Source organism: Flavisolibacter tropicus (assembly GCF_001644645.1).
Lineage (GTDB): Bacteria > Bacteroidota > Bacteroidia > Chitinophagales > Chitinophagaceae > Flavisolibacter > Flavisolibacter tropicus.
In genome coordinates this window covers 572,578-584,944 of the sequence record NZ_CP011390.1, presented here as the reverse complement: position 1 = coordinate 584,944, position 12,367 = coordinate 572,578, and the positions used below count along the sequence as shown (strand labels likewise).

The following is a 12,367-nucleotide window of genomic DNA, read 5'->3' as shown; positions in this document are numbered from 1 at the left end:
GATTGTGTTGAATGGAAGAAACTAAAGAAATATCAGCCCTACTTAAGTTAATAGATGATCCTGACGACGAAGTATTTGGCTCTGTGTCACAACGAATTATTCAATTTGGCCGCACCATAATACCAAATTTGGAGGACTTATGGGAGAATACGGTAAGCGAGGACACCCAAGAACGAATTGAGTTATTAATTCACCGATTGCACTTAACCGATCTGACAGAAGATTTCCGTCAATGGAGCCTAGCGGGACACCACGACCTTATGGTGGGAGCTTTATTGGCTTCAAAATTCCAATATCCAGACCTCTCAACGGCTTCTACTTTGCAAGAAATGGAAAAGCTACGCCGTAATATTTGGCTGGAGTTAAACAATTACCTAACCCCATTAGAGCAAGTACGCATTGTGACTGGAATTCTATATGGTTATTACGGCTTGAAGAGTAATGAGCTGAATTACAGTAATGTCAATGACTTTTTGTTACATAATGTTGTAGAAACCAAAAGAGGTAACCAGATAAGCAATGGAATCTTGTATTTGATACTGTGTGATTTGTTGGACATACCCGTAAAAGCAATTGATCTACCCAAGCAATTTGTATTGGCGTATTTCAAGCCTGGTTATAGCTCGGAATCGGAAGACCAGCATATCAATAAAATAGAGTTTTTTATTGACCCTACATCTGGACAAGTATTTTCTCATAAGGATGTAGAGGCCTATTTTAAAAGAATTTCTGTTCCACCTGTACATGCTTATTTTAAACCCTATAGCAATAAGAGGGTAATTCAAAACTTATTGGAAGAAATGGCTAAGTGTTTTGATGATGAAAAGAATTTTTACAAAAGCGAGGAGCTCCTTCAACTAGCTAGCCTTTTGGATCAATAACTACACTATGGAAACGATAACATGGGCCGACTTTGATAAAATAGATATCCGGGTGGGCGCTATCCTATCTGCAACTAACTTTCCCAATGCAAAAAAGCCTGCATACCAGTTAACTATTGATTTTGGAGAGCTAGGTATTAAAAAATCTTCTGCACAGATAACCGATTTATATGAAGCTGAAAAGCTGGTTGGCCAGCAAGTAATAGCTGTTGTCAATTTCCCACCAAAGCAGATTGCCAACTTCTTCAGCGAATGCCTGGTTTTAGGCATTTACGACGAAAACAAAAATGTGGTATTATTACAACCACAGCAACCTGTTTCTAACGGGCAAAAAATTGGTTAATGTATACTTCTTATATCTCCTCTCCTGTAGGTAATTTGCAGCTGCAATGCAGTGATGAGGGCATTACAACTGTAAACTTTTGGGAAGAAGCCATAGCAACTTCTGATACGCATCCTTTATTAAAACAGTGCCAGCAAGAGTTAGAAGAATACTTTGCAGGACAACGTAAAGAATTTTCAATACCCCTTGAATTGAACGGAACTACTTTTCAAACCCGTGTTTGGACTGCCTTGCAAGATATTCCTTATGGCAAGACCGTTTCCTATATGGGCTTATCCAAGACATTAGGCGATGTAAAAGCAATAAGAGCTGTAGGAACGGCTAATGGGCGCAACAAAATTGCTATTATCATTCCTTGCCACCGCGTAATAGGAAGTAATTCCAGCCTTACAGGTTATGCTGGTGGTCTCTGGCGAAAACAATGGCTATTGGAACATGAAGCCAAGTTTCATAGTGGTGTACAAACTCTACCATTTTAAAAGCAAATAGCTGCCTTTTAGACAGCTATTAATAAGTATTCTCTATCTTATAATGATCAAGACGTCTTTAATTCTTCTGATGTAAAGGCTAATGGCAATAAACGACTAGCGCTATCTATTATATAAACAGGCCCTGTCATGCCACCTAAGATCAATTGAATAGGGTGTCCAACCCGAGATTCAAATTCTTGTAGCGACTGTCGGCAAATACCACAAGGTGAAATTGGGTGATCACTTTTATGGCCATCCCCCTTATAACTAATGGCGATTGTTTCAACAGGAACCTTTGGAAATAAAGAAGCAACAGAAGCGAGCAAAACGCGTTCTGCACAAAGACCTACAGGGAAAGAAGCGTTCTCCTGATTACTGCCGGCAACGATTTCGCCATTTGCCAATCGGGCAACTGCACCCACCTGGAAATGAGAATAAGGAGCATAGGCTTGTTCAGTAACTTCTCTGGCCTCATTTAGCAGCCATTGTTGGTCTTCGGGTAATTCTTCTATACCACTGTAAACCTTATACGAAAATTCAAACTTGTTTTCTTTCATATGTAACGTTAAGAGACAAAAATGCCCCGCACGATTTGTTTGGGGCAATTAAAGATACGTTTATTTTACTATTCTGAACAATCGGTTCCATCGTGGACCACTATCCCAACTAAACCAGATCATCCAAGCTTTACCCACTACTCTATCTTCAGGAACAAAGCCCCAGAAGCGGGAGTCTTGTGACTCATGCCGATTATCTCCCATCATCCAGTAATAATCCATTTTAAATGTATAAGAAGAAGTTTCTTTTCCATTTAAAAAGAACTTACCATTCTGCATATAAAATTCGTTATGCTCATACGTACGTATAGCTCGCTCATAAATCGTATAATTTTCTGGCGTTAGCTGTAATGTAGCTCCTTTTTTAGGTATCCAGATTGGTCCGAAAAAGTCAACTGTCCATTTATGTAAAGTATCATACGGAAACAATACCTGCCCCCAGAAGCGAGGATCGGTAGTAGCCGGCTCTTCTAATAAAGGACGATAGTTAATGATGATCCCATCTTTAACCATTCTTTGAAGGCCATCATTCGTCAACATCATCTTAAATACGTTCTTTCCTTGAGGCTCTATTTGGTTAGGGTCATTCAGATTTACATTGTAATCTTTCATGGCCTCTTCATCCAGCTGCTGTCCTTTTGTTTCCACCAAATACTTGATTTGTGAATATGGCGGAGCCTCAGCTGGTTTGCTATTAATATAAACTTGGCCACCTTTCACTTCAAGTGTATCGCCTGCCACACCCACACAACGCTTAATGTAGTTATCTGATTTATCTACAGGGTGCACAACAATCGGGTATTCATCAGGGTGAGACAATACATATTCCGACTGCATGTCGCCAGCTTTAGCAGCGCGTTTCACATCGTAATACGGACGTAGCGACTGGTATTCTGGTGAGTTAATTACGGTATCACCAGCAGGAAAATTAAATACCACAACATCGCCTCTTTTCACAGGGCTTGCAAACCAACGAACATAAGGCAACTGTACACCTCTAATATAAGAAGTACGGCTGCTGCCAGGTATATAATTGTGAACAAATGGAATAGACAAAGGTGTATTAGGAATACGTGGACCGTAACTAAACTTGCTTACAAAAAGGAAGTCGTTGATCAGTAAGGTCTTCTCCATAGAGCCTGAAGGAATAGTATAGGCCTCAAACACAAAGGTGCGGATCAGCGTAGCTGCAACTATTGCAAATATAGCAGCATCAATCCACTCGCGCCAGCTGGGTTTGTGATAACGTTTAGCCCCTTCTGGTCCTATATAATGGATCTTGGGGTTATTTCCCACATAAGGAAAGTAAAAAGGAGCTGCCAACGCAGCCAGTATATGTTCGCCAAAAGTGAAACGGCCAAATAACTTTACAAATTCAATGAAGATACCGGGTGTAATAAACCAACCTACTACAGGTATGAATTGCCAGAACACCCAATGCTTGGGACGCTTGGCCAATTCCTGCATTACCCAGGTATTATAAAAAGGAATGTAGGCTTTCCAGCTTTCAACACCAGCTTTTTGAAACATCTTTGCTATTCCAAACGACGGGAGCAGAACCAGTAATAAGGAGACTAAGTAAACAATGAATACGTGTTCTAACGGCATTAGGTTGACTTTAAAACGGACAAATTTATTATTTTAAATCACTCTTGCTGCGGAAGCAGCGCAAAGTTTTTGCTAAATCCAACAGCAATGAAAATAGGAAATAAAGTGTAGGCAATGCAAAATTTTACGATTAAGGACATTGAGAATATGTGTGATATTAAAGCACATACGCTCCGGATCTGGGAACAGCGCTATCATTTTTTTAAACCAAAGCGCACAGAAGGCAAACAACGTTATTATGAGAATGAAGACCTGAAACGCTTGCTACGCATAGCTTTCCTTTATCATAATGGTTGGAAGATCTCTAAAATTGCCGCATTAACTGAAGAAGAAATTATTGCTTCTGTACTAGAAGTAGGAAAGCTATCGAAAGATCATCAACAATTTATTTTAACACTTCTTGAAGCAGCTATTGATTTTGATGAGAAAGCTTTTCATCAAATACTGGATGAGTTAATAGAGAAGTTTGGAATGGAAGAAGCCATATCTAAAATTTGTTATCCATTTCTAAAACGTATTGGAGTGCTCTGGATGACCAATAATGTTATTCCGGCACAAGAACATTTTTCTTCTTACTTAATTCAACATAAAATCATAGCTGAAACGGATAAGTTAACCGCCAGCAATGATAAACATCGCCAAATACTGTTGTTTACGCCAGATGGAGAGTATCATGAGATGCCGCTGCTTTTCTTAAATTATATGTTGAAGAAGTGGGGCTGGTCAACCATTTATTTAGGCTCAAATATTAAGCTGCAACAAGTAAAGGAAATAGTCCAACAAAACCCTATTGAATATATTTTCACGCATATCATAACCAATTTCACACGATTTGAAATTGATGACTATTTTGAGTTGCTCTGTCAAGCATTACCGGGTAAAACAATCGTAGCATCGGGTGCAAGTACTCTTGCTGCTACACGAACATTTGTGAATCTTCGTCTTTTAAAAAGCGACGAAGCCATCTATGCTTTTATAAAAAGCAAGATGACTTCGTGACAAGAAATTAACGCTAATGATAAGGCTTAATTACTTTGGGAGCACATAGCTGGTAACATCATCCTTGGTAATACTTTTACCAGACAAGATTACCAAACGCTCTACCACATTGCGTAGTTCACGAATATTACCAGTCCAATTATATTCTTGTAATAATTTGATGGCGTCTGGGTCAATTGCTTTTTTGGCAACCCCATAATCGGCACAGATATCTTGTAAAAAGCGATTTACTAAGAGAGGAATATCGTCTTTTCTTTCATTTAACGAAGGCACATGAATAAGAATAACTCCCAAGCGATGATATAAGTCAAGACGGAAATTCTTTGCCTCCACTTCCTTCAATAAATCTTTATTGGTAGCAGCAATAACCCGAACATCAACACTGATTTCTTTATCGCCCCCTACCCGGGTAATTTTTCCTTCCTGAAGTGCCCTCAGTACCTTGGCCTGGGCAGATAAGCTCATATCGCCAATTTCATCTAAGAAGAGCGTACCACCATTGGCCTGCTCAAACTTACCTATGCGTTGTTTAATGGCGGAAGTGAATGAACCTTTTTCATGGCCAAAGAGCTCACTTTCAATCAGTTCACTTGGAATAGCAGCACAGTTCACCTCTACCAATGGACCTGAAGCACGGCTGCTTTTTTCATGTACCCAACGAGCAACCAGTTCTTTTCCGACACCATTTTCGCCAGTGATCAGAATACGTGCTTCTGTAGGTGCTACTTTTTCAATAGTTTCTTTGATCCTGTGAATGGGTGCAGACTCACCTATCATCTCTTGCACCTTGGTAACTCGTCTTTTTAGTGTTTTAGTTTCGGTAACAAGGTTATTACGCTCTTTTGCATTTCGGATCGTAATCAGTAAGCGGTTGAGGTCTGGTGGCTTTTGTATAAAGTCATAGGCACCTTTTTTTACAGCCTCTACAGCTGTTTCTATAGTACCGTGACCGGAAATCATAATGATAGGGACATCTGGGTTATGTTCAGTAGCTTTTTGCAAAAAATCCAAACCATCCAGTTTGGGCATTTTTATATCGCAGAGTACTACATCATATGTTTTTTCTTTGAAACATTTGAGCGCTTCTTCACCGTCAGGTGCTTCTTCAATGGTATAGCCTTCAAAAGAGAGGATTTCTGTAAGGGTTTTGCGTATTGCCTTTTCGTCGTCTACTATGAGAATTCTGCTCATTATTATCGGTTAAGTGTTAAGGCAACAAAATAAGCGAAATACGTTTAGGAGAAGAAATTTTGGATTGCGGATGGAAGAATTTTTAAGAAGGCTTTCGCTGTAATTAGGAATACAATTGAGATCCGTCAATTAAATCTAATTGACGAGCGGATGGTTTTTTGTAACTTTAAGCACCCTCTCTTTTGGTAATTTCTGTCTCTTTTCATTATTCTTTTCTTTATTATAAATAGTTAACCCAGAGCAACCCAAATGGCAGGTTTACGTCTTTTGAAGGTGTGCGGTAGGGCTTTATACGGAGTAAAGGAGGCTCCTATACGGAGTAACCCACTATTGGATACGGAGTAACCATGAAGGAACAGTGGCGTAGCTATGAAGGACCCGTGGAGTAGCAGGCAAGGAAGGCGCAGGTAATAGTGTAAGCTGTTGGGATTAAAGGAATAAACGAATCGTTCCACTTGATCCTTATTAATCATTATAAACTTTGGTAAACTAAGGGGGCAACCAAGAAAGAAGAAACTAGAAAATATTGACTTAAACTTCTATTTACTTATTGATAAACATTGCTTTATGAAAGTTTCAGAGTATTCCAATTGATATATAGGCAAGGAGGAACCGAAATGGATAAGCATAATAAAGGCCGGATAGAAATCCAGCCTCGTGTAAAATCCAATATCCTATGAAAAACCGAGACAAAGATGCGATGAAAATTGGAAAAACAAAACTTTATCTCGAATAAATTTTTTTGCATCAAGGTATTGAAAAAGAAAAAGTTGTGTGAAACCACACAACTTTTTCTTTTTTTCCTCGGCTTGAGGAAGGCTTTCCTCAATATAAAGCACTTATTTTTTCAAATACATTACTTCTTTTACCAGTTTAACCGTGCGTGGTACATCAGGCAAAGCCGCTGCTACCAGATTTGGCGCATAGTGTAGCGGTGCATCAGCAGCGGTTATACGACGAATTGGAGCATCTAAGTAGTCAAACCCCTCTTTCTGTATACGGTAAGTGATTTCAGATGATACAGAAGCAAAAGGCCATTGTTCTTCTATAATCACTAAGCGATTTGTTTTCTTAACACTCTCAAGGATAGTCATCCAATCCAGCGGACGGATAGTACGCAGGTCAATTACTTCTGCGCTGATTCCTTCTTTTTCCAATTCAGCAGCAGCACCTAAGGCTACTTTCATCATTTTATTGAAGGAAACAATGGTTACATCTGTACCCTGACGTTTCACATCTGCCTTACCTAAAGGGATATAGTATTCTTCGTCTGGGATGTCACTTTTATCTCCATACATCAACTCGCTTTCCATGAACATCACCGGATCTTCTTCGTAGCGAATGGCTTGTTTCAATAAACCTTTTGCATCATATCCATTACTTACAGAAACCACTTTAAGGCCTGGGATATTTGCATAAAGTGCTTCAAAAGCAGTAGAGTGTTGTGCACCTAACTGACCGGCAGAGCCATTTGGTCCACGGAAAACAATAGGACAAGTAATTTGTCCACCACTCATGGCCAACATCTTAGAAGCAGTGTTCAGGATCTGATCCAATGCCAGAACAGCAAAGTTCCAGGTCATGAATTCTACAATCGGTCTTAAACCGTTTTGTGCAGCACCTACACCAACAGCGGCAAAGCCTAATTCAGCAATGGGGGTATCGATCACACGCTTTGGACCAAACTCAGCCAACATACCCTGGCTTACTTTATAGGCACCATTATACTCAGCTACTTCCTCTCCCATTAAAAATACACGGTCATCACGGCGCATTTCTTCGATCATTGCTTCGCGTAATGCTTCACGAAAAGGTATTTGTCTCATGCAGTAACAATTAAGCGGGGCAAAATTAGCGGAGCAACTTCATATAACCTAAAATAAGCTATAAGAGAGCTGCAAGCTTCACGCCGCAAGCTGCAAGCAGAGGCGTGAATGTTGTGTGTATAGCGCTTCAAACATAGAAAATAGACTACTCTTAAATACTTTAGTTGCAAACTATCGACAACCAATTTAGTCGCCTGTTTGACTTAACAAAAGGCTGTTTCAAAGCGTGCAGCGTGCAGCTTACAGCTTGCAGCACTCTTCCGTTCTCGCAGCTCCCCTACTTTACTGGCTGCTTTTTTGAATGAAAAGTCATATGGATTTAAAACAATGGGTTGGAATTGCTGCGGGGTTGCTGACTTCGATTTCTATGTTACCGCAATTGATCAAGATCATCAAGGAAAAAAAAGCGAAAGATATTTCTATATTGATGCTTAGCATACTTACCACAGGAAATACACTTTGGGCCGTTTATGGGTTTATGCGTAATGACTGGCCAATTATTATCACCAACTTCATTTCAATAACCATTAATTCCATTACTGGCTATTATCGTATACGCTATAAGGATCGGTAGAAAAAGCTATTTCCTAAATACTACAAGTGGCTCTTTTTGAATACTATACTTGCCTGCACCAAGAAATAAAAAGAGGACTGCAGCAGAAAGCATGGCCAGGGCTGGTGTCATTTCGTCCACACTTTGCCCCCAATGCACCACCACTATTGCTACAGTAAAATGTATGATCATTAAAACAGCAGCCCACCGAATCTTATATCCAATTATAATTAACACGCCCGAAATGGCTTGTACATATATTGAAACCCAAGCTGATAAATAGGGAGAAGGAAAGTGATGTGCATGCAAAAACGATTCAAACTCCAACATTCGCTCCGCGACTAGGATATTATCCAATACACCATACAGCAGCCGGAAGCCGATAAAGAGCCGAAACAGAAAGATACCGACATCCTTGTTCATTTTAAAAGGTCGGAATACTCCCATTGTGTTGAGCTATTTTAAGAACCGATTACCTATAAAAAAAGGGCCACTCAAAATGGTGGCCCTTACTATACTCAATTTCTTTATTACACTAATTCAACCACCATAGCGCTAGCACCGCCGCCACCGTTACAAATACCTGCTGCACCAACCTTTCCGCCTCTTTGTCTTAAAACATTCAACAAGGTTACTACAATTCGCGCACCACTGCAACCTAATGGGTGTCCTAATGAAACAGCACCGCCGTTTACATTCACATTAGCAGGATCCAAGTTCATCATCTTTGTATTAACAATACCAACAACGCTAAATGCCTCGTTCAATTCTACAAAGTCAATATCGCTCATTTCTAAACCGGCACGTTTAACCGCTTTAGGAACTGCAATACTTGGAGTAGTTGTGAACTGAACAGGGTCTTGCTCAGCATCTGCATAACCGCGGATGATAGCAATTGGTTGTATACCCAGCTCTTCAGCCTTTTCCTTACTCATTAAAACTACGGCAGCAGCCCCGTCGTTCATTGTGCTGGCATTAGCCGCTGTAACGGTACCTTCTTTTCCAAAAGCAGGTTTTAAAGAAGCGATCTTATCAAACTTCACGCTCCAGGGTTCTTCGTCTTTATCCACTATCACTTCTCCTTTTCTAGATGCAATGGTTACTGGCACCACCTCATCTTTAAACTTACCACTCTCCCATGCCAATTGGCTACGCTTATAGCTTTCTATTGCAAATGCATCCTGGTCTTCACGGCTGATCTGGTTTTCAGTAGCACAGATATCAGCAGCACAACCCATGGCGAAATTGTTATAACAGTCGGTCAATCCATCTTTTTGCAGACCATCAACCAGGCTGGTTGTACCGTATTTGTTACCCCAACGTAAGCTGTCTACGTAGAAAGGCACACTACTCATATTCTCCATACCCCCGGCAACTACCACATCAGCATCTCCAAGCAGAATGCTTTGAGCACCTTGTGCAATGGCTTTCATACCACTGGCGCAAACTTTATTAATGGTAGTACAAATAACTTTATCGGGAAGACCCGCCGCTTTAGCGGCTTGGCGGGCAGGTGCCTGGCCTAAACCGGCCTGGATTACGCAACCCATCAATACTTCATCCACCTGATCAGGCTGGATACCAGCTCTTTCAACAGCTGCTTTAATAGCTGTAGCACCTAGTTGTGGCGCTGGTACATCTTTTAATGCACCACCAAATGAGCCCATAGGTGTACGAACAGCAGAAACGATATAAACGACTTTACTCATATAGCTTTTTTTGCGAGCCAAAGATAAGCTGAATATAGGTCATAAATAAAGCGGAGAAAGGAATGCCACGGTTGCAACGGGTTTTAATAGCCTGTAGAGGCAGCGAATAACCGTGGCATTCTTCCAGCTAACTTTTAAGTTAATATCTTAAACAGCTTCTAAGAGTTGAATATCTTTAGCTGATGCGAACGCCCCTAATGATGACCTTGGGATTGGGCATTTCAGTGTTAGCCGTTGCTCAACCCGCCAACCGAGTCAAAAAAGAAAGCCCATCGTATTTTCCCAGCAAAAACAACTGGACTCATCAATCGCCCCAAACCGCCGGTTTTGATACTGCCCTATTAAGCCAGGCTATACACTTTGCCCAGGAGAAAGAAAGCAAGAATCCCCGTGACCTGGAAATAGCCCATGCCATGACCTTTGGGAAAGAGCCCTTTGGTGATGGTGTAGGACCTTTTGCCGTACGGGGTGATGCTACGGGTATAATCATTCATAAAGGTTACATTATTGCGGAATGGGGAGAGCCCAACCGTGTAGATATGACTTTTAGTGTAACCAAAAGCTTTTTAAGTACGGTAGTGGGACTGGCAGTGGATAAAGGATTGATCAAAAGCGCAGATGATACAGTAGCCAAGTATGTACCACCTATAGAGCGCTATGATCCGGCAGGTGGGCAACGTACTGCCGCTGATCTTGGCCAACCACAATTATTATATCCGTTTGCCACCGAGCACAATCGTCGGCTAACCTGGGACGTTATGCTACGCCAGACCAGCGATTGGGAAGGAACATTGTGGGGAAAGCCTGAGTGGGCCGATCGGCCAGATGCCAATGCCAGTAACTGGCTGAACCGCAAACGCAATGAACCCGGTACCGTATACGAGTATAATGATGTGCGGGTAAACGCTTTGGCATTAGCCGCCACCAGCGTTTGGCGCCACCCGTTACCGCAAGTACTAAAAGAGTATATCATGGACCCAATAGGCGCTTCTTCCACCTGGCGCTGGACCAGTTATAGAAATGCCTGGATTGTACTAGACGGCCAACCGGTGCAATCGGCCAGTGGTGGTGGTCACTGGGGTGGTGGCATGTTCATTAATGCCTATGACATGGCTCGCTTTGGTTTACTGTCTTTGCATAAAGGAAACTGGAATGGACAGCAATTGATCTCAACCAATTGGATCAACCGATCTCTTACTCCTACATCTGCCCAACCTACCTATGGCTATATGAATTACTTCCTGAATACAGACAAGAAGTATTTGCCTAGTGCACCGGCCTCAGCCTTTGTACATGTAGGTAATGGTACCAATATTATTTATGTGGACCCAGAACATGACCTGGTTATGGTGGTTCGCTGGATTGAAAACAATGCTATAGATAATTTGGTTAAACTGGTTTTAGCCGCTCAAAAGAAAAGCTCATAATACTTCTACATTGTTAGGTATTACTGTTTTGGCCCTCCCTATTCAGGAAGGGCTTCATTATATCTATTGGTACAGGGAATATGGTAGTGGTGTTATGTTCTGAGGATATTTCCACCAACGTTTGCAAGTAACGTAATGTTAGCGCACTAGGCTGATTGGCCAGAATTTGCGCAGCATCCGCTAATCGCTGTGAGGCTTGGAACTCACCTTCAGCAGATATTACTTTAGAGCGTCTCTCCCGCTCCGCTTCCGCTTGCCTTGCCATGGCGCGTTGCATTTCCTGTGGCAGGTCTATCTGTTTAACCTCTACGTTAGTAACCTTTACACCCCATGGACCGGTTTGGGCATCGATAATTTGTTGCAGCCGGTGATTGATTTTCTCTCTTTGTGAAAGGATATCGTCCAGTTCCGATTGCCCTAATACACTACGTAATGTGGTTTGGGAAAGCTGTGAAGTAGCTAATAAATAGTTCTCTACCTGCACAATTGCTTTCTGTGGCTCCATTACCCGGAAGTAAACCACCGCATTTACTTTTATAGACACGTTGTCTTGTGTGATCACATCCTGTGGTGGTACGTCCAACACTACAGTACGTAAACTAACTTTTACCATTTTATCAATAAATGGAATCAGAAGAATCAAGCCTGGGCCACGAACGCCATCACCACCAACAAGTCGGCCTAACCGAAACACCACACCTCTTTCATATTCCCGAAGAATGCGAACGGCAGAACTAAACAGGATAATGATAAAAACAATAACAATTATAATGGTAGATTGAAATGGTACCATATAGAAGTAT

At 41.3% G+C, this 12,367-nt stretch carries 13 protein-coding genes; 6 read left to right on the top strand and 7 right to left on the bottom strand.

The genetic code is table 11. From position 1 onward, the window contains the following. The first annotated feature begins 11 nt into the window (after positions 1 to 11). Genes SY85_RS02385 through SY85_RS02375 form a run of 3 tightly spaced genes read left to right on the top strand, consistent with a single transcriptional unit; the run spans position 12 to position 1,703 of the window. Complete coding sequence (locus tag SY85_RS02385) at positions 12 to 881, top strand: transglutaminase family protein (RefSeq protein WP_066401626.1); 870 nt, start codon at positions 12 to 14, stop codon at positions 879 to 881. A gap of 7 nt (positions 882 to 888) precedes the next feature. Continuing rightward, positions 889 to 1,224, top strand: a complete 336-nt coding sequence (locus tag SY85_RS02380) for a tRNA-binding protein (protein ID WP_066401625.1) — start codon at positions 889 to 891, stop codon at positions 1,222 to 1,224. Then, entirely contained in the window at positions 1,224 to 1,703 is a 480-nt protein-coding gene (locus SY85_RS02375; RefSeq protein WP_066401624.1) for a methylated-DNA--[protein]-cysteine S-methyltransferase, read from the top strand. Before SY85_RS02380 ends, SY85_RS02375 begins: the two co-directional genes overlap by 1 nt. A gap of 56 nt (positions 1,704 to 1,759) precedes the next feature. Here SY85_RS02375 and SY85_RS02370 read toward each other — a convergent pair whose 3' ends face one another. Further along, positions 1,760 to 2,251, bottom strand: coding sequence for a cytidine deaminase (locus SY85_RS02370; RefSeq protein WP_066401623.1), 492 nt, complete (start codon positions 2,249 to 2,251; stop codon positions 1,760 to 1,762). A gap of 60 nt (positions 2,252 to 2,311) precedes the next feature. Next, on the bottom strand, positions 2,312 to 3,859 hold the full coding sequence (lepB, locus tag SY85_RS02365) for a signal peptidase I (protein ID WP_066401622.1): 1,548 nt from the start codon (positions 3,857 to 3,859) through the stop codon (positions 2,312 to 2,314). Between the two features lie 114 nt (positions 3,860 to 3,973). Between lepB and SY85_RS02360 the strand changes: the two genes are divergently transcribed. Beyond that, positions 3,974 to 4,858 carry a MerR family transcriptional regulator gene (locus SY85_RS02360; RefSeq protein ID WP_066401621.1) on the top strand — a complete coding sequence of 295 codons (885 nt, stop codon included), beginning with the start codon at positions 3,974 to 3,976 and terminating at the stop codon, positions 4,856 to 4,858. 30 nt (positions 4,859 to 4,888) lie between these two features. Here the strand turns inward: SY85_RS02360 and SY85_RS02355 are convergent, their stop codons facing one another. Continuing rightward, on the bottom strand, positions 4,889 to 6,049 hold the full coding sequence (locus tag SY85_RS02355) for a sigma-54-dependent transcriptional regulator (protein ID WP_066401620.1): 1,161 nt from the start codon (positions 6,047 to 6,049) through the stop codon (positions 4,889 to 4,891). A gap of 839 nt (positions 6,050 to 6,888) precedes the next feature. Next, positions 6,889 to 7,875 carry a pyruvate dehydrogenase complex E1 component subunit beta gene (locus tag SY85_RS02350; RefSeq protein WP_066401619.1) on the bottom strand — a complete coding sequence of 329 codons (987 nt, stop codon included), beginning with the start codon at positions 7,873 to 7,875 and terminating at the stop codon, positions 6,889 to 6,891. Positions 7,876 to 8,188: 313 nt separating this feature from the next. Between SY85_RS02350 and SY85_RS02345 the strand changes: the two genes are divergently transcribed. Beyond that, positions 8,189 to 8,449, top strand: a complete 261-nt coding sequence (locus SY85_RS02345; protein ID WP_066401618.1) for a SemiSWEET family sugar transporter — start codon at positions 8,189 to 8,191, stop codon at positions 8,447 to 8,449. A 6-nt stretch (positions 8,450 to 8,455) separates the two neighbouring features. On the opposite strand, the gene SY85_RS02340 is transcribed toward SY85_RS02345, so the two are convergent. Next, complete coding sequence (locus SY85_RS02340; protein ID WP_066401617.1) at positions 8,456 to 8,875, bottom strand: DoxX family protein; 420 nt, start codon at positions 8,873 to 8,875, stop codon at positions 8,456 to 8,458. An 83-nt stretch (positions 8,876 to 8,958) separates the two neighbouring features. Continuing rightward, entirely contained in the window at positions 8,959 to 10,137 is a 1,179-nt protein-coding gene (locus tag SY85_RS02335) for an acetyl-CoA C-acyltransferase (RefSeq protein WP_066401616.1), read from the bottom strand. 182 nt (positions 10,138 to 10,319) lie between these two features. Here SY85_RS02335 and SY85_RS02330 point away from each other — a divergent pair, with 182 nt between their 5' ends. Beyond that, positions 10,320 to 11,564, top strand: a complete 1,245-nt coding sequence (locus tag SY85_RS02330; protein WP_066401615.1) for a serine hydrolase domain-containing protein — start codon at positions 10,320 to 10,322, stop codon at positions 11,562 to 11,564. Between the two features lie 13 nt (positions 11,565 to 11,577). On the opposite strand, the gene SY85_RS02325 is transcribed toward SY85_RS02330, so the two are convergent. After that, positions 11,578 to 12,357, bottom strand: coding sequence for a slipin family protein (locus SY85_RS02325; protein ID WP_066401614.1), 780 nt, complete (start codon positions 12,355 to 12,357; stop codon positions 11,578 to 11,580). Positions 12,358 to 12,367: the final 10 nt, after the last annotated feature.

What these genes read in the sequence shown, in the direction of transcription:
- SY85_RS02385 (WP_066401626.1), top strand. Translation starts at nt 12, where the DNA reads ATGGAAGAAACTAAAGAAATATCAGCCCTACTTAAGTTAATAGATGAT.
- SY85_RS02380 (WP_066401625.1), top strand. Translation starts at nt 889, where the DNA reads ATGGAAACGATAACATGGGCCGACTTTGATAAAATAGATATCCGGGTG.
- SY85_RS02375 (WP_066401624.1), top strand. Translation starts at nt 1,224, where the DNA reads ATGTATACTTCTTATATCTCCTCTCCTGTAGGTAATTTGCAGCTGCAA.
- SY85_RS02370 (WP_066401623.1), bottom strand. Translation starts at nt 2,251, where the DNA reads ATGAAAGAAAACAAGTTTGAATTTTCGTATAAGGTTTACAGTGGTATA.
- lepB (WP_066401622.1), bottom strand. Translation starts at nt 3,859, where the DNA reads ATGCCGTTAGAACACGTATTCATTGTTTACTTAGTCTCCTTATTACTG.
- SY85_RS02360 (WP_066401621.1), top strand. Translation starts at nt 3,974, where the DNA reads ATGCAAAATTTTACGATTAAGGACATTGAGAATATGTGTGATATTAAA.
- SY85_RS02355 (WP_066401620.1), bottom strand. Translation starts at nt 6,049, where the DNA reads ATGAGCAGAATTCTCATAGTAGACGACGAAAAGGCAATACGCAAAACC.
- SY85_RS02350 (WP_066401619.1), bottom strand. Translation starts at nt 7,875, where the DNA reads ATGAGACAAATACCTTTTCGTGAAGCATTACGCGAAGCAATGATCGAA.
- SY85_RS02345 (WP_066401618.1), top strand. Translation starts at nt 8,189, where the DNA reads ATGGATTTAAAACAATGGGTTGGAATTGCTGCGGGGTTGCTGACTTCG.
- SY85_RS02340 (WP_066401617.1), bottom strand. Translation starts at nt 8,875, where the DNA reads ATGGGAGTATTCCGACCTTTTAAAATGAACAAGGATGTCGGTATCTTT.
- SY85_RS02335 (WP_066401616.1), bottom strand. Translation starts at nt 10,137, where the DNA reads ATGAGTAAAGTCGTTTATATCGTTTCTGCTGTTCGTACACCTATGGGC.
- SY85_RS02330 (WP_066401615.1), top strand. Translation starts at nt 10,320, where the DNA reads ATGCGAACGCCCCTAATGATGACCTTGGGATTGGGCATTTCAGTGTTA.
- SY85_RS02325 (WP_066401614.1), bottom strand. Translation starts at nt 12,357, where the DNA reads ATGGTACCATTTCAATCTACCATTATAATTGTTATTGTTTTTATCATT.